Annotated in this window: 23 protein-coding genes and 1 tRNA gene; 6 read left to right on the top strand and 18 right to left on the bottom strand. The window is 59.0% G+C overall.

Going from position 1 to position 22,111, the window contains the following annotated elements; genetic code table 11:
• The first annotated feature begins 38 nt into the window (after window positions 1-38).
• Window positions 39-1,622 (top strand): S10 family peptidase, encoded by a 1,584-nt coding sequence (locus tag GAL01_RS09865; RefSeq protein ID WP_062029650.1) that lies wholly within the window; start codon window positions 39-41, stop codon window positions 1,620-1,622.
• Between the two features lie 58 nt (window positions 1,623-1,680).
• Here GAL01_RS09865 and GAL01_RS09870 read toward each other — a convergent pair whose 3' ends face one another.
• From GAL01_RS09870 to GAL01_RS09885, 4 genes are all read right to left on the bottom strand, one after another.
• The gene (locus GAL01_RS09870) at window positions 1,681-2,010 is read right to left on the bottom strand and encodes a VOC family protein (protein ID WP_197458984.1); all 330 of its coding nucleotides are present in this window, start codon (window positions 2,008-2,010) and stop codon (window positions 1,681-1,683) included.
• A 129-nt stretch (window positions 2,011-2,139) separates the two neighbouring features.
• The gene (fusA, locus tag GAL01_RS09875; RefSeq protein ID WP_062029645.1) at window positions 2,140-4,242 is read right to left on the bottom strand and encodes an elongation factor G; all 2,103 of its coding nucleotides are present in this window, start codon (window positions 4,240-4,242) and stop codon (window positions 2,140-2,142) included.
• 169 nt (window positions 4,243-4,411) lie between these two features.
• Window positions 4,412-4,714: a 50S ribosomal protein L28 gene (gene rpmB, locus GAL01_RS09880; RefSeq protein WP_041110511.1), complete on the bottom strand. Its 303-nt coding sequence runs from the start codon at window positions 4,712-4,714 to the stop codon at window positions 4,412-4,414.
• 96 nt (window positions 4,715-4,810) lie between these two features.
• Window positions 4,811-6,613, bottom strand: a complete 1,803-nt coding sequence (locus tag GAL01_RS09885) for an ABCB family ABC transporter ATP-binding protein/permease (protein ID WP_062029643.1) — start codon at window positions 6,611-6,613, stop codon at window positions 4,811-4,813.
• A gap of 37 nt (window positions 6,614-6,650) precedes the next feature.
• On the opposite strand from GAL01_RS09885, the gene GAL01_RS09890 reads away from it, so the two are divergent.
• The 3 genes from GAL01_RS09890 (at window position 6,651) to GAL01_RS09900 (ending at window position 9,217) form a co-directional block, all read left to right on the top strand.
• A complete protein-coding gene (locus GAL01_RS09890) occupies window positions 6,651-7,523 on the top strand; it encodes an NUDIX hydrolase (protein ID WP_062029640.1) in 873 nt (290 codons plus the stop codon).
• Complete coding sequence (locus GAL01_RS09895) at window positions 7,520-7,966, top strand: DUF3574 domain-containing protein (RefSeq protein ID WP_062029638.1); 447 nt, start codon at window positions 7,520-7,522, stop codon at window positions 7,964-7,966. The genes GAL01_RS09890 and GAL01_RS09895 overlap by 4 nt, the downstream gene beginning before the upstream one ends.
• A gap of 126 nt (window positions 7,967-8,092) precedes the next feature.
• A complete protein-coding gene (locus tag GAL01_RS09900; RefSeq protein WP_062029635.1) occupies window positions 8,093-9,217 on the top strand; it encodes an AI-2E family transporter in 1,125 nt (374 codons plus the stop codon).
• A gap of 22 nt (window positions 9,218-9,239) precedes the next feature.
• Here the strand turns inward: GAL01_RS09900 and GAL01_RS09905 are convergent.
• The 7 genes from GAL01_RS09905 to GAL01_RS09935 all read right to left on the bottom strand — a co-directional run bounded on the left by GAL01_RS09905 (window position 9,240) and on the right by GAL01_RS09935 (window position 13,792).
• Window positions 9,240-9,316, bottom strand: a tRNA-Pro gene (locus tag GAL01_RS09905).
• Window positions 9,317-9,376: 60 nt separating this feature from the next.
• Window positions 9,377-10,294, bottom strand: coding sequence for a MerR family transcriptional regulator (locus GAL01_RS15815; RefSeq protein WP_176579579.1), 918 nt, complete (start codon window positions 10,292-10,294; stop codon window positions 9,377-9,379).
• Entirely contained in the window at window positions 10,284-10,607 is a 324-nt protein-coding gene (locus tag GAL01_RS09915; RefSeq protein WP_062029633.1) for an integration host factor subunit alpha, read from the bottom strand. The genes GAL01_RS15815 and GAL01_RS09915 overlap by 11 nt, the downstream gene beginning before the upstream one ends.
• Window positions 10,608-10,680: 73 nt before the next feature.
• Window positions 10,681-11,655 carry a beta-ketoacyl-ACP synthase III gene (locus GAL01_RS09920; protein WP_062029631.1) on the bottom strand — a complete coding sequence of 325 codons (975 nt, stop codon included), beginning with the start codon at window positions 11,653-11,655 and terminating at the stop codon, window positions 10,681-10,683.
• 6 nt (window positions 11,656-11,661) lie between these two features.
• Window positions 11,662-12,771, bottom strand: a complete 1,110-nt coding sequence (plsX, locus tag GAL01_RS09925; protein WP_077803001.1) for a phosphate acyltransferase PlsX — start codon at window positions 12,769-12,771, stop codon at window positions 11,662-11,664.
• A gap of 73 nt (window positions 12,772-12,844) precedes the next feature.
• On the bottom strand, window positions 12,845-13,057 hold the full coding sequence (rpmF, locus tag GAL01_RS09930; RefSeq protein ID WP_062026921.1) for a 50S ribosomal protein L32: 213 nt from the start codon (window positions 13,055-13,057) through the stop codon (window positions 12,845-12,847).
• A 153-nt stretch (window positions 13,058-13,210) separates the two neighbouring features.
• Window positions 13,211-13,792, bottom strand: coding sequence for a DUF177 domain-containing protein (locus GAL01_RS09935; protein ID WP_062026924.1), 582 nt, complete (start codon window positions 13,790-13,792; stop codon window positions 13,211-13,213).
• 107 nt (window positions 13,793-13,899) lie between these two features.
• Between GAL01_RS09935 and GAL01_RS09940 the strand changes: the two genes are divergently transcribed.
• Window positions 13,900-14,472: an outer membrane protein assembly factor BamE gene (locus GAL01_RS09940; RefSeq protein ID WP_062109799.1), complete on the top strand. Its 573-nt coding sequence runs from the start codon at window positions 13,900-13,902 to the stop codon at window positions 14,470-14,472.
• Between the two features lie 16 nt (window positions 14,473-14,488).
• On the opposite strand, the gene GAL01_RS09945 is transcribed toward GAL01_RS09940, so the two are convergent.
• Genes GAL01_RS09945 through def form a run of 4 tightly spaced genes read right to left on the bottom strand, consistent with a single transcriptional unit; the run spans window position 14,489 to window position 17,553 of the window.
• Entirely contained in the window at window positions 14,489-15,883 is a 1,395-nt protein-coding gene (locus GAL01_RS09945; protein WP_099253223.1) for an ATP-binding protein, read from the bottom strand.
• Window positions 15,861-16,559: a response regulator gene (locus tag GAL01_RS09950; protein WP_062027279.1), complete on the bottom strand. Its 699-nt coding sequence runs from the start codon at window positions 16,557-16,559 to the stop codon at window positions 15,861-15,863. Before GAL01_RS09950 ends, GAL01_RS09945 begins: the two co-directional genes overlap by 23 nt.
• Window positions 16,556-17,044, bottom strand: coding sequence for a MarR family winged helix-turn-helix transcriptional regulator (locus tag GAL01_RS09955; protein ID WP_062027281.1), 489 nt, complete (start codon window positions 17,042-17,044; stop codon window positions 16,556-16,558). The genes GAL01_RS09950 and GAL01_RS09955 overlap by 4 nt, the downstream gene beginning before the upstream one ends.
• On the bottom strand, window positions 17,041-17,553 hold the full coding sequence (def, locus tag GAL01_RS09960) for a peptide deformylase (RefSeq protein ID WP_062027283.1): 513 nt from the start codon (window positions 17,551-17,553) through the stop codon (window positions 17,041-17,043). The genes GAL01_RS09955 and def overlap by 4 nt, the downstream gene beginning before the upstream one ends.
• A 201-nt stretch (window positions 17,554-17,754) precedes the next feature.
• Here def and rpsU point away from each other — a divergent pair, with 201 nt between their 5' ends.
• Window positions 17,755-17,958, top strand: a complete 204-nt coding sequence (rpsU, locus tag GAL01_RS09965) for a 30S ribosomal protein S21 (RefSeq protein ID WP_011251722.1) — start codon at window positions 17,755-17,757, stop codon at window positions 17,956-17,958.
• Window positions 17,959-18,075: 117 nt separating this feature from the next.
• On the opposite strand, the gene GAL01_RS09970 is transcribed toward rpsU, so the two are convergent.
• Genes GAL01_RS09970 through GAL01_RS09980 form a run of 3 tightly spaced genes read right to left on the bottom strand, consistent with a single transcriptional unit; the run spans window position 18,076 to window position 22,089 of the window.
• Entirely contained in the window at window positions 18,076-20,193 is a 2,118-nt protein-coding gene (locus GAL01_RS09970; protein WP_062027285.1) for a prolyl oligopeptidase family serine peptidase, read from the bottom strand.
• Window positions 20,194-20,245: 52 nt separating this feature from the next.
• The gene (motA, locus tag GAL01_RS09975) at window positions 20,246-21,112 is read right to left on the bottom strand and encodes a flagellar motor stator protein MotA (protein WP_062027286.1); all 867 of its coding nucleotides are present in this window, start codon (window positions 21,110-21,112) and stop codon (window positions 20,246-20,248) included.
• Between the two features lie 26 nt (window positions 21,113-21,138).
• Window positions 21,139-22,089, bottom strand: a complete 951-nt coding sequence (locus GAL01_RS09980) for a flagellar motor protein MotB (RefSeq protein ID WP_062027289.1) — start codon at window positions 22,087-22,089, stop codon at window positions 21,139-21,141.
• Between the last annotated feature and the right edge of the window lie 22 nt (window positions 22,090-22,111).

Raw genomic sequence — 22,111 nt, forward strand, 5'->3', positions numbered from 1 at the left:
AGCTCCCTGTAACAAACCCTAACGGAAAGTTCCCCTGCATGCTTCGCAAGGCCCTTCTTCTGGGCGCAGCCATGATGGCTGTGCCTGCTCTGGCCGCAGGTCCCGCGACACCGGCACCCAATGCTGACAGCGTGACGAACGGGACGGTGACGGTCAATGGCGCCACGATCCCCTACCGGGCCGTCGCGGGAACCATTCTGGTACATGGCGCCGACTACAACGATTCCAGCGACGTTCTGGCCAAGCGCGGCACGAAGATTGATGGCGGCAAGGACGACGACAGCAAAACTGCTCCGGTCGCGTCCATGTTCTACACCGCCTATTTCAAGGAAGGTGTTCCGTCGGAAAAACGTCCGATCACGTTCCTTTATAATGGTGGGCCGGGATCAGCTTCGGTCTGGGTGCATATGGGCACCTTTGGTCCGCGTCGTGTGAACACGCCGGGTGACACACACCTTCCGGCCGCACCCTACGCGCTCATCAACAACCCGCAGTCCCTGATGGATGTTTCAGACGTGGTGTTTGTCGATGCGCCGGGAACAGGTTTCTCCCGAATTGCCGGGAAGGATGCCGACAAGGAATTTCTGGGTGTTGACGGTGACGGCGAAGCTTTCACACATTTCATCTCAAAGTTCCTCGCCAAGTATCATCGCTATAATTCGCCGAAATACCTGTTCGGCGAGAGCTATGGCACGATGCGTTCGGCCGTGGTCATCAATGACCTTGAGCAGGACGAAAACATCGACTTCAACGGCGTAATCCTGCTGTCACAGATCCTGAACTACGACAACAGCGATGACAGTCCGCAGTTCAATGCCGGCATGGACGACCCCTATGTGCTGGCTCTGCCGACCTATGCAGCAACCGCGTGGTATCATCACTGCCTGCCTGCCGAACATCCGGATCTGAAGGCGTTCCTGCGCGAAGTCGAGCATTTCGCGATGACCGACTACACGCTGGCCCTGCGTCAGGGTGCTGATCTGCCGGAAGACCAGCGTCAGGCGATTGCGGCGAAGCTGCATGATTACACAGGTCTGCCGGTCGATTACATCCTGCGGGCCGATCTGCGCGTTAATGGCGGCGAATTCGACCAGCAGCTTCAGGCCAAGACCGGAATGGCGACGGGCCGTCTGGATACGCGCTATTCAAGCCCGACGATTGACCCGATGAGCCAGGAAGTGGATTACGATCCGCAGTCCAGCGCCATCAGCTCTGCTTATGTCACGGCCTTCAACGACTATGTCCGCAACACACTCAAATATGGCACGGACGAGGACTATCGCCTCTATAACAGCCAGGGCCACTGGGACAGCCACCACCGGCAGCCCGGTCACGGCTACCAGCCCAAGGGCGAGCCGAACGTCATGACGGATCTGGCCATGGCGATGAAGACCAATCCGAACCTGCACGTGATGCTCAACGCAGGCTACTACGATCTCGCAACGCCGTATTTCGAAGGCGTCTATGAGATGAAGCACCTGCCGATGGCGAAAAGCCTGCAGAAGAACATCGAATACGCCCAGTATCCTTCCGGCCACATGGTCTATGTGGATCCGGCGACGCTCCAGCAGTTGCACGACAATGTTGCGGCCTTCATCCGCCGGACAGACAATCTGCACTGATCCCTGAAAAATCAGACAAGGCTGCGGAGGGGAAACCTTCCGCAGCCTTTTTTTATGCTCAGACTGTACGAGCAGGCCAGCCGATGCGGACCAGAACACAATCCGGTCCATTGACCGCGAATTCATACATGCCCCAGGGCTTGATCGACGGCCCTTCCTTTTCAAGAACCTGGCCCGCGAAGAGCCGTGCCAGCGCATCCACATCCGGACGACGGAAATAGAGACCGAAAGGATTGCGTCCTGCTTCGACCCAGCCGGAAACGGCCTGCGTCAAATGAAGCTCCTCTCCGTCCGGGGTTTGCAAAAGCCGGTATTCAGCTGAACTGCCAGCCTGGGGCGAAAAGCCCAGTGCCGCAAAGAACTGCTCGGCCTGCAGAAGATTGTTCACGGGCAAAATAGCAATAACGGATCTCAGAGGCTCACACGAGGACATCGCTCTCTCTTTGACGGTACTGGACACAAAAAAACCCCGCCAGATTGCTCTGGCGGGGTCTGATGTTTCACCGGGGCGAAAAAATCAGGCGGACTTCGCGATGATTTCGTCAGCCACGTTACGAGGAACGGCTTCGTAGTGATGGAACTGCATGGTGAAGGACGCACGGCCCTTCGTTGCAGAACGCAGGTGCGAGATGTAGCCGAACATTTCCTTCAGCGGCACCTGTGCACGGATCATCACGGTCGAACCAGACGTTTCCTGGCTCTGGATGATGCCGCGGCGGCGGTTAAGATCGCCCACCACGTCACCGACGTGATCGTTCGGGGTCGTGACTTCAACGTCCATGATCGGCTCGAGGATCACCGGACCGGCGTTCTTCATGCCTTCACGGAAAGCAGCCTTGGCGGCGATTTCGAAGGCCAGAGCCGACGAGTCAACGTCATGGTACTTACCGTCGAGAAGCGTGAACTGGAAGTCCACGGTCGGGAAGCCGGCCAGAACACCCGTGGTGCTCTGCATGCGGATACCCTTTTCGACAGCCGGGATGTATTCCTTCGGAACCGTACCACCGACGACCTTATTGGTGAAGATGATCTCGTCCGGCTTGTCAGACGGAGCGAACTCGATCTTGACTTCAGCGTACTGACCCGAACCACCAGACTGCTTCTTGTGGGTGTACGTCTCGACGTGGGTCTTCGTGATCGTCTCACGATAGGCCACCTGAGGCGCACCGATGTTGGCATCGACACCGTATTCACGGCGCAGACGGTCAACAATGATGTCCAGGTGAAGCTCGCCCATGCCGGACAGGATGGTCTGACCCGTTTCCTGATCGGTCTTGAGGTGCAGGGACGGATCTTCAGCCGTCAGCTTCTGCAGAGCCAGCGTCATCTTCTCGACGCCGTCCTTGGTCTTCGGCTCGACAGAGATGTCGATAACCGGAACCGGGAACTGCATACGCTCCAGAACCACCGGATCGGCGGCATCGGCAAGCGTGTCACCCGTAACGGTGTCCTTGAGGCCCACGAATGCGGCGATATCACCGGCACCGACGGACTTCACTTCCTGGCGCTTGTCGGCATGCATCTGGAACATGCGGCCGACGCGTTCCTTGTGACCCTTCGTCGTGTTCAGGATGGTGTCACCGGAGTTCAGAACGCCACGATAGACGCGAACGAAGGTCAGCGTGCCGTACTTGTCGGAGATGATCTTGAACGCAAGGCCAGCGAACTTGCCATCCGGATCGACCGGAACGATCGGCAGGAAGTCTTCATCGACTTCTTCACCTTCCGGTGGAGCAATACGGATGCCTTCGACTTCGTCAGGAGCCGGCAGGTAGTCAATGACTGCGTCGAGCAGGGGCTGCACGCCCTTGTTCTTGAAGGCCGTACCGCACATGACGGGACGGAATTCACCGGAAATGGCACCCTTCTTGATGCACTTCTTGAGGGTTGCAACGTCCACGTCGCCCTTCTCGAAGTACTCTTCCATGGCTGCGTCGTCGACGGCCAGAGCCGTATCGAGCAGGACCTGGCGGGCTTCGTCAGCCTTTTCCTTCAGGTCAGCCGGGATCTCTTCGTAGTGGAACTTGGCGCCGAGTTCGCCGCCTTCCCACACGATGGCGCGCATCTCGACCAGATCAACCACGCCAACGAAGTTTTCTTCGGCGCCGATCGGGAGCTGCAGCGGAACGGCCACGATGTCCAGCTTCTCTTTCAGCGTGCTGAAAGCGTAGTAGAAGTCGGCGCCGGTACGGTCGAGCTTGTTGATGAAGATGACGCGCGGAACGTTGTAACGGTCGGCAAGGCGCCAGTTCGTTTCGGACTGCGGCTGCACGCCGGCCACGCCTTCGATCACGAAGATCGCGCCATCGAGCACGCGGAGCGAACGGTTGACTTCGATGTTGAAGTCAATGTGGCCCGGGGTGTCGATGATGTTGATGCGGTGGTCGTTCCACTCACAGGTTACGGCTGCCGAGGTGATCGTGATGCCACGCTCACGTTCCTGCGCCATATAGTCAGTGGTGGTGTTGCCTTCGTGGACCTCACCGATCTTGTGAGAGACACCCGTGTAATACAGGATACGCTCGGTCGTCGTGGTCTTACCGGCATCAATGTGCGCGGTAATACCGATGTTGCGAATCTTCGAGAGAGCCGACTTGGCTTCCTGAACGCTTTCGGACACGGAGAACCTCCAAAATACAATGAAAGGTGTTTCAGCCTGGACCGAAACACCTCCGCTGCGGCCCTGTGAAAGGACCGAACCTGATTTATCCCAGTGGCGGCTGAATGACCCAGACCGCCATGGTTTTCAAGAGCAATCTTGTTACCAAACAAAGTTCGGCAAAGATTCCTCAGGCGGTCTGGGCAGCCTTGCGTTCCTGAACGCGCAGGATACGGCGCTTGATGACCTGGGCTTCCGTCGGAAGCTTGCGGTTCGGCGTACCCAGCAGGAACGAATCCAGCCCACCGTTGTGCTCAACCGTGCGGATACCGTTGGTGGACAGGCGCATACGCACCGAAGCACCGAGAATATCGGAGATCAGCGTGGTCTCCTGCAGGTTCGGGAGAAAACGACGGCGGGACTTGTTATTGGCGTGGCTGACGTTGTTGCCCGTCAGCACGCCCTTGCCCGTGATCTGGCAACGGCGAGACATGGTGGTACTTTCCTCGATGCTGGATGACGCAGGACAGCGAGGTCCGGCGTGTTCCGTAAATCAGGCGCGGCTTATGACGTATGGTTGGGGGCTTCGTCAACCCCCGGAGACGTTTTCCCCGGCCTGTGCGGCCCACATTGCGGCATAATGACCACCTGCGGACAGCAGTTCCATGTGGCTTCCCTGCTCCACCACACGCCCCGCGTCAAGTACGACAATGCAATCTGCATCCTGAACGGTGGACAGACGATGTGCGACAATGATCGTCGTGCGCGCTCGGGAGAGGATGGCCAGCTCCTTCTGGATGGCGACCTCGGTGCGGGTATCAAGCGCACTCGTGGCCTCGTCCAGAAGCAGGATGCGCGGGTCCTTGAGAATGACGCGGGCAATAGCCACACGCTGCTTTTCCCCCCCTGAAAGCTTCAGCCCCCTCTCCCCGACCACGGTCTCATACCCGTCGGGAAGCCCCCGGATGAACGCGTCGATCTGCGCACTTCGGGCCGCGCTTTCAATATCTTCGCGGGAGGCCGACAGATCGCCATAAGCAATATTGTCGCCAATGCTGGAGTTGAAGAGCACCGTATCCTGCGGGACCGTCCCGATGATGTTCTGGATGTCGATTGGTGCGATGTCACGCAGGTCATGCCCGTCAATACAGACCGAGCCCTCCGTGGGATCGTAGGCGCGGGTCAGCAGGCGCCCCAGAGTGGATTTACCCGAGCCTGTATGGCCGACAATCGCGAGAGACGTCCCTGCGGGTACGCTGATGGAGACATCATGCAGGATCTGCCGTGCAGGACTGTAGCCGAAGGAGACATGGCGGAACGCAACCGCAGCTGCTCCGGCCTCCGACAGTTTCCCCGCAAGATGCACGGGCTGCGGAGCCTGGGTGATTTCCGAGCGGATGGCGAGAAGCTCGAGATAGTTTTCCAGATCGACGCGGGCATTGCGCCATCCGGCACTGACATAGTTCAGGGCCCCCACGGACGAATAAAGCCCGCTCAGATAGCTGCCGATCAGGACAAACTGCGCCACCGCGAGACGGTGCAATACGATATCATGCGCCGCCATAGCCAGAAGCGTCGTGGTCGTTGCGGCTATCAGAAATCCCCGACTGATCTGGGACAGGCTGACATAACGCTGAAGGCTGATTTCCGCCTTCCGGAGATCTCTGCGGGCCGCGTCGTAACGGTCAATTTCATGGGTTTCATTGGCAAAACTTCGCACCGTCTCGAAGTTGAGGATACTGTCCACAAGCTGGTGCTGGGCCTGATTGCTGGCACGGTTCCGGGCCCGTCTAGCCGTCATCCTCAGGCGGGTAAAAACGTAAGACACGGCGGAATACAGCCCCAGCGCCACCAGAAGCAGTGCGACATACCGCCAGTCGAAGATTTTCAGGATGACAGTCAGCGTCATGATGAGTTCAATGACGTTGGGCAAAACGTTGAACAGCGCCAATGACAGCAGTGTTCCGACAGCATCGGCCCCACGATCGAGCGTCCGGGTCAGGGAGCCCGTCTGCCGGTCCAGATGGAAGCGGACACTCAGATCATGCAGATGCCGCAACCCGAGGACAGCAACACGACGCTCAAGATCCGTTTCAACCGGCTTGACCAGAAATTCCCGCAATGGGCTCGCCAGTCCGGAAATAATGCGGATGACGGCATACTGGGCTATCAGCCACACCGGGACAGCCAGAAGGGTTTCCGGACGCGAAAGACTGCTCACCATACGACTGAAGAGCCAGGGCGTCGCAACGGCGGTCGCACTTTCCACCAGAAGAATGACCAGTGCAAAGCCGATACGCGTCGCGTCGGGCCAGAGCTTCTCAGGCCGAATCAGGGGCCACAGAACACGAAGGGAAAGCGCTTCAGACGTCGAATCGGTTTTTTTGAGCATGGATCGACTATGTGGAAGTGCTGACGGTGCTTTGCAAATGGCCGCCCTGCATGCGACATATCTTGCTGTGTCGAATAAATCTTTCTCCCGCACCCTTGCGCCGTTTCTGCGGCATATCGCAGCCTGCAACAACGCCGGCCTGCCAGGCAGCCGCACTCCGTTCTTCTGCGATGCCTCACAGATCGGCTGGATCACCCCTTCTACGATTCAGGCGCTTGAAACTCTTGAGGCTCACAAATCGGGGACATTCGGAGTGAGTTCCGGAGCAGACCTCTTTCCCCTGTCCCGCACGCTCTGCGAAATGGGCCTCTACACCTCCCATCACGAAGCCTTCGACGTACGCGATGACAGCGGCGCCGTTCTCGGACAGGTGGACCGGGGGGCCATTCCGGTTCTGGGCCTCGCGGCCGAAGGTGTGCATCTGAACGGACTGGTCGAGCGGGCAGACGGGCTTTTCCTCTGGGTGGCGCGACGCAGCATGAGCAAGCGGCTTGATCCGGGAAAACTGGATCATCTGGTTGCCGGGGGCATGAGTGCCGGCCTCGATCCGCAGACGACCGTAATCAAGGAAGCGCAGGAAGAAGCCGGTATCCCCGCCGGGTTGGCCGCAAAAGCACAGCGTGTTGGGCGGATCCATTATGCTCTTGAGCGGCCTGAAGGGCTGCGGCGTGATGTCCTGCACTGCTATGATCTTCTGCTTCCCGAAGACTTCGTGCCCGTCGCGGAGGACGGAGAAGTGGAGAGCTTCCATCTTCTGCCCATTCAGCGGGTCATGGCACTGGTCCGGGATACGAATGATTTCAAGTTCAACGTCAATCTCGTCCTGATCGACCTCTTCCTCCGGCGTGGTCTTTTCGATCCCGCCGACGCTTCCATTCTACGCCGCGCCCTCTCCGGACAGGCAGCGTGAGAAGAGCATTCGCTTCCCTGATCCTGACGAGCCCTCTGCTGGGCGGATGCATTGTGCCCGTCAGCGTCACGCCCAATCTGTGTCGGGAAATCGGCGCGAAAGACGGATTGCAGATCCGTCTGGCATTCGGCCTGACCCGCCCTGATGGCAGCGTGATTGACACGCAGGACTGGCAACAGTTCGTGGACAGTGAAATCACACCACGCTTTCCGGCAGGTTTTACCATTATCGACGCTCAGGGGCAGTGGTATGATGCTGCCGGACAAAGGGTCATTCAGGAAAAATCGCGAATCGTCTGGATTATCGCCTCTGCCACAGACCGCAGCCTTCAGGCTCATTTAAGAACCATTCGCCAGATCTATCAGAAACGTTTCAGCCAGCAGGCAGTCGGACTGGCCATCCAGTCCGGCTGCTCTTCATTTGAAAGCCTTCCCGTGGAATAGTTCCGCCCATGCGGAACAACGTTTCCCGGTTTTTTTTGACGCCTCTTTTCATCCGGACTCTTTTCGTCAAGGCAGTTCTCCCTGCGCAAGACGACAGTTCAGGCATGTTTTTCTTCCGGAAGTCCCATGACCGATCTTTCTTCTTCCTCATCACCCGACACCATCACGATAGAGGCTTCAGCCTCCACGGGAACGATCCAGCGGCGCGCACGGGGCTTTCTGGCACTCTTTTTCGTGGCGATAGGCCTTTATACCCTCAAGGGCTTCCTGCCGGCCCTTCTGTGGGGCTGCGTGTTCACCATTTCCATCTGGCCGCTCTACCGCCGCGCTGAACTGCGCTTCGGCCGCAGCGACTGGCTGCCCATGATCTTTACCCTGGCCGTGGCGCTGATTTTTCTGGTGCCTGTTTCGCTGGTTGGGGTGAAAGTCGCGGATGAGGCACGAAGCGCGCTGGAATGGATTGATGACGTGCGCAACAACGGCATTCCGATGCCGGAATGGGTGCCACACCTGCCTTTCATGGCCACCCAGGCCACCAATTGGTGGCAGAACCACATGACCAGCCCGCAGCGCCTCTCCCATCTGCTTCATTCCGTCGATGTTGGACATGGAATGCAGATGACCAGACAGGTAGGCACGCAGCTCGCCCGCCGGGGCACCCTGTTCGCCTTCTCGCTCCTGACACTGTTTTTCCTGCTGAAGGATGGCGACAGTGTTATCCGCAAATGCCTTCTGGGATCACAGCGGCTGTTCGGTGAGCAGGGAGAAAGCCTCGCCAAGCAGATGATTTCCTCAGTCCACGGGACGCTGGCCGGGCTTGTTCTGGTCGGTCTGGGCGAAGGGGCGATCATGGGGATCGTCTATATGTCGACGGGCGCCCCACAGCCCCTGCTGTTTGCGATGGTCACGGCTGTAGCCGCCATGATCCCGTTTCTGGCATGGCCGACAGTCGGGCTGGTGGCGCTGCTGCTGCTGGCAAAAAGCAGCATGATCGGAGCGATCGTCGTGGCTGCCATCGGCTCCGTCGTGATCTTCATAGCGGACCATTTCATCCGCCCCGCACTGATTGGTGGCAGCACGAAAATGCCGTTCCTGTGGGTTCTGTTGGGAATTCTTGGGGGCGCCGAGACCTGGGGTCTGCTGGGCCTCTTCCTTGGTCCGGCCATCATGTCCGCCCTGCATCTGCTATGGACGCTCTGGACAGAGACAAATCCCCGCAAAGGGATCTATGCAAAAGACACTGAGTTTTAAGGAAAAAATATTACCGCAGGACTGGTCGGGCAGGCGGGATTCGAACCCACGACCCCCAGTCCCCCAGACTGGTGCGCTACCAGGCTGCGCTACTGCCCGTCGTCCTGCGGTGGCGGTGGTTTAGCAGTGTCCCACCCTCACCGCAATGGGGGATTGTGACTAAACTGGCAGAAGATTTCGCAAATTCTGAAGCTCTTCGAAAATTTCCCGCAGTTCCGCCCGCAGCAGGCCGTTTTCGGCCTCGGTCTTTTCGAGCGCGCTGAACAGAAGTTCGTTTTCGTCACGCAGGGTCAGAAGAAGTGCAGAATCGTGGGCTTCGGCTTCGGCTTCGGCTTCGGCTTCGGCTTCGGCTTCGGCTTCGGCTTCGGCTTCGGCTTCGGCTTCGGCTTCGGCTTCGGCTTCGGCTTCGGCTTCGGCTTCGGCTTCGGCTTCGGCTTCGGCTTCGGCTTCGGCTTCGGCTTCGGCGATCTCATTTTCTTCCGGAGCGTCAAGCGTCTCGGCTACGATAATATTGTGAGCTTCGGCTGGACGTTCCGGAAAAGTAACCTCGTCGTCAGGATGGATTGCGGGAGCAGCATTAACGTCTTCATCGCCAACAATGTCTGCAACCAGCGGCGTCTCCGCAAATGACTGATCTTCCTCAACCAGCGCAACAGCAGTCACCGCCGGAGCAAACACCAGCTCCACAGCCGCGGCTGGAATCTCAGGCAGCGCTTCCGGCACGATCTCGGCAACGGCTTTCTGACCGGCCCGTGCTTTCTGAGCGCGGCGCTCTCGCAGCACCCGCAAAACTCCCTGCCCTTTGTAGCCCTGCACGTAAAGCAGGTCCGAAATCAACCGAAGCGTCTCGATATGCTCGGGACTGTAATAGCGCCGCCCACTTTCCCCGCGAAACGGCTTTACGCCCGGATAAATGGTCTCCCATGACCGCAGGCGATGCTGGGGAATATGCAGTTCCTCGGCAACTTCGCTGATGGTCCGATAGGCATCCGGGGCCTTTCTGACCTTTTCCAGACCTGTCGGGAGATCGTCATTCGGCGGCAACGCATTGGCCTCGGATATGGACTTATCTGTCATGGAACGATGCCTCGGTAACGGCATTCTCGGAACCGTTCATCCGATCCCTCAGAAGTTGGGAAGGTCTGAACACCAATACGGCTCTGGGAAGGATGGGAACCTCCACACCAGTCTTGGGATTGCGTCCGATGCGCTCTCCCTTCTGGCGGACGGAGAACGTTCCGAATCCGCTCAGTTTCACAGATTCGCCTGCTTCGAGGCGATCGGAGATCACGCCCAGAAGGCTCTCGAGAATCATGGAGGAGTCGTGTCGGGAAAGACCAACACGGCTATAGAGATGCTCAACAAGATTCGCGCGCGTGACTGTGCTCATGTCACTTGCGTATCATGACGCACAGAACAGTCAAAGGAATCAATCATTAACCAGCCCCGAATGGGGCGCGGGCCTACATCCGGACGAGAGCGGACCCCCATGTCAGTCCGCCACCCAGCGCCTCCATCAGGACCAGATCTCCCTTGCGAATCCGGCCGTCCCGCACAGCCTCATTCAGAGCCAGCGGAATGGACGCCGCAGAGGTGTTGGCATGACGGTCCACCGTCACCACGACCCGATCCGACGGCAGTGCCAGCTTCTTCGCCATACCCTCGATAATCCGCAGATTGGCCTGATGCGGCACCATCCACTGGATATCCTGACCGGTCAGACCATTGGCCGCCAGCGCCTCATCCACGGCCTGCGAGAGCTTGACCACGGCGTGGCGGAACACCTCGCGTCCCTGCATCCGCAACTGCTGCGTTGCTGATGCACATCCCGCAGCACCGTCCACATAAAGAATATCGCCCGTCCGGCCATCGGAGTGCAGATGGGTGGAGAGGATACCCTCCTCGCCCTCACTGCTGGCTTCCAGCAGTACCGCGCCCGCACCATCCCCGAAAAGGACGCAGGTGGAGCGGTCCGTCCAGTCCAACAAGCGCGAGAAAACCTCACTTCCGATGACAAGAATCTTTTTCGTCTGACCAGCCTGCATCAACGCCCGGGCCGTCGCCAGAGCATAGACAAAACCCGAGCACGCGGCGCTGAGGTCGAAGCCAAAACCTGTCGTCATGCCCAGGAGAGCCTGAACCTGCACTGCCATGGCGGGGAAAACCTGATCCGGAGTAGCCGTGGCGACCAGAACCGCATCGACCTCGGAAGCATCGACGCCTGCGTAGTCCAGAGCCTGCCGGGCAGCCTTGGCAGCCATGCTGGCCGTGGTTTCGTCACCGGAAGCGATATGCCGCTGGGCAATGCCGGTTCGGGTCCTGATCCATTCGTCCGAAGTCTCGATGCCATATTTCAGGGCAAGGTCGTCATTGGTCACGACGTCGCGCGGCAGATAGCCCCCAACACCCGTCAGGCGGACACGAATGGGATCGGACATAATTTTTCAGCTCACAGGTTCGGGAACAGCCCTGGTGGATACGGTCTCAGTTGGCTCGGACGTTCCCATCCCAAGCTGCTCCAGACGATCACGGATCTTGTCGTTCAGGTGGTGCGTGACGGCATCCATGGCAACATCTACGGCTGCGGCAAAGCTTTCACCGTCCGCTCCACCATGTGATTTTACGACAATTCCGTTCAGACCGACAAACAGGGCCCCATTGTAGCGACGCGGGTCAATCCATTCCCGCATCCGCTCCAGTCCCGGTTTGACCAGAAGATATCCAAGGCGGGTCAGCAGATTGGTTTCAAAAACGCGCCGCAGGAGTCCGAAGGCAAGTTTCAGTGCACCTTCGCCGGTTTTCAGCGCAATATTGCCGGTAAAACCGTCCGTCACGATCACGTCGGTTGTTCCGGCTGTAATGTCATGTCCTTCGACAAAGCCATGAAACTGTGGCGCCAGAGGGCTTTCTCTCAGACGTTCAGAAGCCTGCCGCAGCCGATCGTCTCCCTTCAACTCCTCTGAACCGACATTCAGAAGGCCGATGGTCGGAGACGGAAGACCGAGCGCGGCCTGAGCGAAAGCTTCGCCCATAATCGCAAATTCGACCAGATTGCGCGCATCGCAGGCAATGTTCGCACCCAGATCAAGCATCACGACATCACCACGGGCCGACGGCTGAACCGCGGCCATGGCAGGCCGGGAAATCCCCGGCAGGGCTTTGACGATGATTTTCGCAAGAGCCAGCATGGCACCGCTGTTGCCTGCAGAAACAACACCGCGAGCTTCACCTGCGGCGACCGCTTCCATAGCCATGCGCATGGAAGAGCCCCGAACGCGCAAAGCGGACGTCGGCTTCATATCCATGGGGATACTGGCTTCTGAGTGACGGATATCACACAGGCCTGCAGCTTTGGGATGTTTGGCCAGCGCGGCCCTGAGAAGGGTTTCATCTCCGATCAGGAGAATACGGGCCTTCGGGTGCCGGTCGGCAGCCAGATCAAGTCCGGCAAGGACGATATCCGGGGCCCTGTCACCACCCATTGCATCGACGGCGAGGGCATAAGGCCCGGAGGCCGCGATGTCACGTTCGGGCGTGACAGGCGCTTTGGTCATTGAGACAGTTTCCCGGACAGCATCACAGATGCGGGGCCGTACTCCTGAGAGATGGCGGACCCGCAGGTAGGGATCAGGCGCGGACGGCGGTCTTCAGGCCCTTGCCGCTGTTTCCAGCAGCGACCACTTCACGGCCGTCATAGTGACCGCAGTGGCTGCAAACGTGATGCGGACGCTTCAGTTCGCCACAGTTCGAGCACTCTGCGTGAGCCTCGACGGTCAGGGCATCGTGGCTGCGACGCATGCCACGACGGGACGGCGTAGTCTTTCTTTTAGGGACGGCCATGGCTTTTATGCCTCTTTCTGCTTCTGTGTCGGCACCCCTGCTCCGCTCCCCGCGGCATCCGGTGCCCTGTTGTTCGTCGTCTCGTATTTACGTCGAGTTCAGGCGGGCGGCTCTAGCAGAGCCTGAGGAAACCCGCAAGTCAGACGTCGGATTTTATTCTTTCCTGTCCCCGCTTTTCAGCGCGGAAAGTGCTGAAAACGGATTGGGACGGCGCGGACCATCCGGCCCTTCGCCAGACAACTCAGCCCCTTCTTCCCCTTCTGCGGGCGCCACGTCAACCGCATTTTCCAGACCGACGCCGGGTTTGCGCGGATAAGGGTCCAGCATCAGGGCAAGCTGTTCCGCTGTGGCTTCACCGATATCAAGGGCCTTTCCATCATGCGGAACGTCGTCAGGACCATCCAGATCAATGGAATCAATGTCGAATTCGTCCTCGGGCATGTCCTCTAGGGGGATGAACCGCAGGAAAAAAGTCTCGGCCAGAACATCCTTGAAAGGTTCGGACGTGATGACGCAGGTCTGCGTGACTTTCGCCGCAAGGTGGCCTTCTGCCAGAACGCTCCGGTTGTCTGCGGGCGTCAGACGAAAGCGACAGGTCAGCGCTTCGATTTCGGGGAGTCCCAGACGGGCTGCAAGGGCCGCACGCTCGGCAGGTGAGGCCTCGATCGTCTCGCCCAGCCCCGATCCCAGCCGGTTGAAAGGGATGCGTCGGGAAAATTCAGGAGAATGGGACATTCAGACACTCCAGCCCCCGGAATATGGGGGAAATCGTTGACATGCAGGCGCCATTCGGGCACGCGCTCAGTGAAGCGGTTCTCTTGCACAGGATAGTTTCCGGATCCATGAATAACGCATCTTCCCCGACGCCCCAAAGCAGAACACGCTTCCTTCGCCGTTTCGCACAGGCCGGAGTGGCATGCGTTCCGCTGCTGCTCGGCGGATGCTCGTTCTTTTCCCCGATTCCCGAGCCGCGTGGCTCCCTGATCGAAAAGACCGATTATGCCCAGCTCGTGCCCGGAACGAGCACACGCACGGACGTGCTCGATCTGCTGGGATCGCCGACGGCGCATGCGACCTTCGACGACAATACCTGGATCTACGTCTCGATGATCACGTCGCCTACGCCGCTGACCTTCCCGAGCGTCAAGAAACAGGAGGTTGTTGTCCTGAATTTCGATAATGGGGGCGTCCTGCGCAAGGTGGACACACTCAACAAGAAGAATGCGATGTATGTCGGCATGGTGGGCGCGAAGACACCAACGCCAGGCACCAGTTCGTCCATCCTGCAGGAACTGCTGGGCAATGTCGGCCGCTACAACCCGATGAGCGGCATGAGCAGCCAGTTCGGCGGAAGCACCGGACCGATGGGCGGTCAGGGCACCGGCAATGGCGGCGCCGGCAACTCGCTGCCCTAAGTTTCTGAAAGCCTGATTATTTCGGGAGGCTGAGCAGAACGCCCAGACCTCCCAGCGGGCTATCCATCAGGCGGATGGACCCGCCATGGGCATGAATGATGTCCCGTACGATCGTCAGCCTCAGACCCCCGCTTTGTCCATCTTGGCTGCCACTCGTGCCATTGAGTTCCGAAATGGCGGCACGACGGCTGGCCGACAGGCCCGGTCCGTTATCCTCCACAGCGATTTCGATATTCCGCGTCCCTTCACGCAGGGAAAACCGCATCGCCCCTCCATGACGGCGGGCATTTTCTGCCAAATTTGTCAGAACGCGTCGCAGGGCATCAGGCCGGACCACAGCTTCCACGCCCTCCCGGCCTTCGACCCCCAGCACATGCCCGCCCGCCCGCAGCGTGGCAGCCGCAACATCCTCAAGCATCCCCCTCAGATCTGTCAGGACGGGATCTTCCGCCCCCTCTCCACGCGCAAATGACAGATAGCTGCCGATCAGGCGCTCCATGTCCTCGATATCCGTGACCATATCCGCCAGATCTGGCTTGAGGCTTTCGGCACGGATCGGGCCGAAGGCGGGGATCATGGCAACCGTCAGACGCAGTCGTGTCAGGGGCGTCCGCAGATCGTGCGAGACCCCGGCCAGAACAGCCGTACGTTGCGCCACAAAGCGGTTCACCCGCGCCTGCATGCGATTGAACGCAACGGCGGCCTGCCGTACCTCCCGCGCGCCCTGAGGGCGGATCGGTCCCTGATCCCGCCCCATCCCGAACAGTTCGGCAGCATGCCCCAGACGACGGATGGCGCGCACCTGATTGCGCATGAACAGCCCGGCGATCAGGAACAGCAAAATGGAACTGCTGACAGCCCAGACGACGAAAAGCCAGATCGGCCCGATATTCAGGCGTTTGGCCGGGACCATGACCACCATCACGCCCTGCGGCAACTGGATCGAGGCGCGCACGGTCTGGGGCGCTCCAGACCAGTCCACATCATAGGAGCTGCCGAGAGTCTGCTGGATGGAACGGGCGAAATCGTCATCCATCGGACCCAGAACATGATTCGTCCCGTGCCGGGAGAGCGTTTCGGCAGGATGGAACGAAAAGCCCAGCTGGGTCCGTGAGGACGCGTCCTGAAGGATGAGCGCCCGTTCCGCGCCGGAAGAAGTGTGCTCGATCATGGCAATGACAAGCGAAATTTCCCCCGTCACGCCATCTGACAGACGGCGGGAGACGACGTTCAGATAGGTCCCGTAAAACAGGCCCAGCGCAATCGCCTGCGTGACCAGCAGGGGAATAAGCACAATCAGCATCGACCGCCCCATGAGGGAGCGCGGCAGGATACGCCTTAACGGACGGTCCAGCTTCTGCCAGGCATCGTCCCGCTCGAGCGCCGGGTCAGCGTCCCGGTTTGAGAACATAGCCCTTGCCCCGCACGGTATGAAGGAAACGGGGTTCCTTGGGGTCCACCTCGATCCGCCGCCGCAGGCGCGTGACCTGAACGTCGACGGCACGTTCGCCGATCTCGTCCATCTCCAGCGCCCTGGCGATGGCTTCACGCGAGAGAACCGTTCCGGGCTGGCTGGTGAGAACGCCCAAGAGTGCGGATTCTCCTCCCGTCAGATGCACGGCTCCCTGAGGGCCACTAAGGAGCCCGCGTTTGACATCGAATTCCAGCTCTCCCAGCCGCAGGATGTCGGGAACTTCGTCCACCACTGGCAATGAGGGCACCACACGTCGAAGATGGGCCCGCAGACGCAGCAGAAGCTCACGCGGTTCGAATGGCTTGCCCAGATAATCGTCCGCACCGGCTTCAAGACCACCGATCCGATCCGCAGGCTCTCCCCGTGCCGTCAGAAGCAGAATCGGAAGCGACAGACCATCCCTGCGCAGGCTGTTGGTCAGGGACAGACCGTCCTCGCCCGGCATGGTCACGTCGAGAACGAGTGCATCGGGCTGAATCCGTTGCAGGACGTCGCGGGCCGCCAGAGCATCAAGGGCCGTACTCACACGATAGCCATTCTCGGACAGATAACGCTGGAGAAGCCGCAGAAGGCGCGGATCATCATCAACGACCAGAATATGCTCGTCACTCATGGGACAGGATTTCCGACTGGTGCCTGCAGGGGCGTGAGGACACGGCGAAACCCTTCCACGGCCGTCATGCCTGCTTCACGATAGGCTTTGGTCATGACTTCGCGGATCATAAGGAAAAGCTCGCGTTCAAGGGCTTCCCCGGTTTCCGTCAGGCGCAGGGGACGTTTGCGGCGGTCGTGACGGTCTTCTTCCTGCACAAGCAGCCTGCGCTCCCGAAGATCCCCCAGAGCGCGGCCAAGAGACTGTTTGGTGATGCCGAGGCTGTTCAGAAGCGCGCCCGGGGTAATTCCCGGATGCGCGGCTGTCAGAAAAAGAATGCGGTGATGCGCCGGCCCTAGCCCTCTCTCGCGCAGAAGAATTTCGCAGTCGGCATTCAGGGTCCGCCAGGCCAGCATCATGGCCTCATAGGACTGCCGGATACGGTCTTCCCGCAGATAAAGATGCGCCGTCGCAGATGATGGAATGTCCATGGACCTGGCTGTCACCGGAGAGCTTCCTCCACATATCCAAAGCGATCGAAGTCGGTAATCCGCTGCGGATAGAGAATGCCGTCCAGATGGTCGTTTTCATGTTGCAGGACATTGGCATGAAACCCCGTCGCCTCGCCTTCGACGAGCACCCCGTCCTGATCCAGCCCGGAATAGCGCACCGCTGCATAACGCGGCACGTCCGCCCGCAGCCCCGGAATCGACAGGCACCCTTCGGTGCAGATCATCATCTCTTCCCCAAGAGGCACAATTTCGGGGTTGATGAGAACGCGGGGCAGCAATGCCTCCTCGGGATTCGCCACACGGCTTGCAGGAACGTGATAGACGAACATCCGCAGCGGCTGATGAACCTGAGGCGCTGCCAGTCCTGCCCCGCGCGCATCTGCCATCGTTTCCATCATGTCTGCGATGAGAGACTGGATTTCCGGGGCTTTCGGGTCAGAAACGGCCTGTGCCACCTGATGCAGGACGGGGTTGCCCATCCGGGCAATCTTGAGCAGGGCCATGAAATCATCTTCCTTCCGACGGGCTGTGCATCCTAGGGAACGCAAATGCACGCCGCAGAGTGCGCTTTGCGAAGAATCCATTCAAGCATGGCCGAATGAATTGCGTTCCCCGCAAAAGATGTGTTAAGGGCACCATCCTTAGTTGGATTGCCATATCACGGGTGGCGCTGAAGAGCGGGCCCATAAGGAGTTGACGGCACCGTGCAGGTTCTCGTTCGTGACAACAATGTTGACCAGGCGCTTAAGGCGCTCAAGAAGAAGATGCAGCGCGAAGGCGTGTTTCGTGAAATGAAGCTGCGTCGCCACTTCGAAAAGCCCTCCGAAAAGCGCGCCCGCGAAGCAGCTGAAGCTGTTCGTCGCGCCCGCAAGATGGAGCGTAAGCGTCTGGAGCGTGAAGGCTTCTAAGCTTTCCCGTCCTCCGAACGGAAAAAAAAGCCGCCTCCTTCGGAAGTGCGGCTTTTTTTATGCCCAAAGGCTTCCTACTCCCCTGCCCGCCATCTGCGGACAGGGGATGAGTACGGCTTACTGCGCGTCCATCAGTCGATGGCTGAGATAGATGGCTTCCAGAGCCCGCTCATGCGCGACCTCGGCCGCATTGACCGTACCGGCATGGCCGCCTTCCACATCCTCATAATACAGGAAGGGTTGTTTCAGGCTTTCCAGCCGGGCCGCGAAGCGACGCGCATGGATCGGACCGACCCGGTCATCACGCGTTGAGGTGAAAATAAACGGCTCCGGATAGGACACGCCCGCCTTCAGGTTCTGCAAAGGCGACATCTTCTCCCAGAACGCGCGCGGCCCCGGCTCCGAGACGCTGCCATACTCGGCGGCCCAGGACGCTCCTGCCGCCATCTGCTCGTAATTCATCATGTCCAGAAGCGGCACGCCGATAATGGCAGCATTCCACAGCTCCGGATGCTGGGTGAACTCCACACCCGCCAGCAGACCGCCATTGGACCGTCCCCGCAGCCCCAGATGCCGTGGCGATGTGATATGGCGTGCCGTCAGATCCCGGGCAACGGCCGCAAAATCGTCATAGGCTTTCTGCCTCCCTTCCCGACGCGCGACATCATGCCATGCGGGTCCGAATTCTCCGCCACCACGGATATTGGCCATGACGTAAACGCCACCCCGGTCAAACCATGTAATCCCGAGATCGGGATGATAGACCGGCAGATAGGACAGCCCGAACCCACCATAAGCCGTCATCAACGTCGGACGGGCGCCATCCTTCCGCCAGTCTTTGGCATGCACAATGAAATAAGGAATGGCCGTACCATCCGCGCTGGTGGCCGACATCTGCTCGACAGCCAGATTGGATGCATCGAACAGATTGGGCTGGCGATACAGAGGCTGAGCGGTCTGGGCCGTCGTATTCAGGCTCCAGATCTGTGGCGCCTGAATGAAGCCTTCAAGCTGGAGATAGGCCTGCGACAGTCCGGGATCTGACGAAACGATTTCAGCCGCCATATTCCCAGGTAAGGAAATCGACCGCGACGTCCATGCTCCGCTCGCGCCATGACGATAGAGCTTCAGGACAGGCTGGACGTTGTCGTACACAACAACCACCAGACCATCTTTTGTCACGGCAAGGGCGTCCCCCATGCCATCCCCGATCGTCTGACGGGATGTCGGCGAGAGGATGGTCCGGGGAGCCGCAGGATTTTTCAGGTCGAGCGCAACAATACTGTCTGCATGAAATGTCTGACCGGCCAGTGTCCAGTCCTGCAACAGATGCAGAACCAGTTGGCCATCCAGATAGGACAGGCTGTCATATTTTTCCGGCAGAGGCAGCCGGGTCAGCGTCTGCGTTGCAGGATTGAACAGACTGACTTCCGTGTGGAAGAAATCCCGATGACGGCTGATCAGGAAAAGTTCACGGCCCTTTTCATCACGCAGGCGCTCTGGCGCCACATCCATATCCGTGATCTGACCACGATAGACTTCGACAGCCTGGGCCAGTTTCTGCCCACGATGCAAAAGCCGAACCGAATAGGGATAGCCCGAACGCGTCAGCCCGGCGTTGCCTGCCCCCCAGTCTCGCGAGACCAGAAGTGTATTGGCGTCAACCCAGATGGCCGTCTGCTTTCCGGAAGGAAGATCAAAGCCGTCTTTAACAAAAGTATCTGCCTGTGTGTCGTATTCCCGGACCACATGAGCATCTTCTCCCGCCTCTGACAGCGACATGAGACAGAACCGGTCCTGCGGGCTGAGACAGTCCAGACCCTCCATGACCCAGTTGGCATGCTCATTCTGTGCCAGCGCATCAAGGTCGAAACGCATCTTCCATTCCGGATGGCCGGACTGGAAGGAGGATGTCGAAGTGCTGCGCCATATCCCGCGTGTATGACGATCATCCTGCCAGAAGTTCCAGATTTCCCCGCCCTGCTGTGTAGGGAGCGCAAGACGTGCCGGAGATTGCTGGGCCGTCAGAATTTTCTGGTAGAGAGGCTTGTAGCGGGGATCAGAAGTGAGCGTCGCTTCTGTGTGGGCGTTCTGTGCCCTCACCCATTTCAGCGCCGTGGCACCGTCCGTCTGACTCAGCTCGGCAGGCGATGGAAGAGAAGATGGACCCGCATACGCTGCCAGCGGCAGGATGGAGAGAGACAGACAGAGTACTCTCGCAAGAACAGGAGACATGGAACGCCTTTACGATACCGACAATATCGGCATCGTAAAGACATCCGGACAATCAGGCCACAGCTGCTGCGCTGACAGCTTCCTCTACTTCCTGAAAGCTCGGCATCAGATCGGAGGGAATGCTTTTACGACCGATTTCGACACTAACCTGAGGGGCATTCCCCTGAAGATGCGCCACAATCACGGATCGCACGAGATCGAGATAAGAGGATTCTTCCTCCACCACGCCCCCCAGTCGGCTGGCAATCGGCGCGACAATTCCGTAGGCCAGAAGAATACCAAGGAATGTTCCGACCAGAGCGCCCGCAATCATTTCACCCAGAATGATTGGAGGCTTGCTGATGGAGGCCATTGTCTTGATCACGCCAAGAACCGCCGCCACGATCCCAAGTGCCGGCAGCGCATCAGCGATAGACTGGAGTGCGTGGGAGAGGTGCATTTCCTCCCGCATGTTTTTTTTGAGTTCATTCCCCATCACCTCATCCATCTGATACGGATCGGTGGCATTCATGCCTGCCATACGCAGATAGTCACAGATGAACGAACAGACATGGGAATTGTCCCGGATTTTTGGAAAAGCGCCAAAAACCGTGCTGCCCTGTGGATCTTCGATATGGGATTCAAGCGCCATGAACCCCTTGGAAGAGGCCAGTTTCGAAATATGGAAAAGCAGACTCAGAAGGTCGACATAGTCTGACCGGACATACTGCGAGCCCTTCATGGCCTTCTTCAGGCCACCCGGCAGGTGCTTCACGGCGGCTATGGAGTTGGCCATCAGAAAGGTTCCGACAGCAGCCCCCAGAATGGTCAGAAGCTCGAAAGGCATTGAGGAGACGAGAGGGCCAATGGCCCCGCCGGATGCTACGAACGATCCGAAAACACAGCCCAGAACAACAACCAGACCGATAATGATGAACATCCGAAAACTTCCTGACTGACCTGAATTTATTGAGAAATATCGGGCGACAGCACCAGCACGATGCGACGGTTCCGGGGATTGAGAGGCTGAGTGGGGTCAAACAGGTTCCGGTCGGCATATCCGCTGACGGATTTCAGGCGTCCATCCGGAAAGCCGTTCTGAACCACCAGATCCCGCACGGCGACTGCCCTTGCACTCGACAGGCTCCAGTTGCTCATCTGTCCGGGACGATAAGGCGCGGCGTCCGTGTAACCGGCGATGGACAGCTTGCCGTGCAGTTTCTCGAGATAGGGCACGATTGCCTTGATCAACTGAACCGCATGGGCATCAGGAGAAGACTTGCCGAGGGCGAACATCGGCTGATGTTCGGAATCTGCAATCTGGATATGAAGACCGTCATCACCCGCCGTAACCGAAACCTGCGAGCGGACGTCGGCGAGTTCCGGCGTTGTGCCGATCAGAGCCTGAATTTTCTGGGCCGCAGCCACTCTGGCAGCCTGTTCGGCCTTCTGATCCGGGCTCGGAGGAGAGGACGTAACAGGCGGTTCTCCGGGCTGGATCTGACTGTCATGCAGAACGACGATCTGGGCCGTATGAGCGCTGGAAGCGTTCTGGTCCCTGGCCGTCTGTGCGCCCGAAGCGCCTCCCTGAACCGGTTTTCCGTACTGGTCTTTGCCCGGTTTCAGGGCCACGGCCTTTGTTTCCAGGGAGACGGGCTCAGGAGCCGCAGGCAGAACATTATCGACGGGAGGAGGCATGTCTTTCCAGACGGCCATCGGATTGAAGAAGTTGGCGATACCCTTCCGCTGCTCTTCCGTCGTGGCGTTGATGAGCCACATAACCAGAAAGAACGCCATCATGGCCGTTACGAAATCGGCGTAGGCGATCTTCCAGGCCCCGCCGTGATGACCACCTTCAACAACGTCAAAACGTTTGATGATGATCTTTCGTGCTTCTTTGCCGTTCTGGTTGGACATCCCGCCTCCTGAGTGGCCTCAG

This window comes from Gluconobacter albidus, assembly GCF_002723915.1.
GTDB lineage: Bacteria > Pseudomonadota > Alphaproteobacteria > Acetobacterales > Acetobacteraceae > Gluconobacter > Gluconobacter albidus.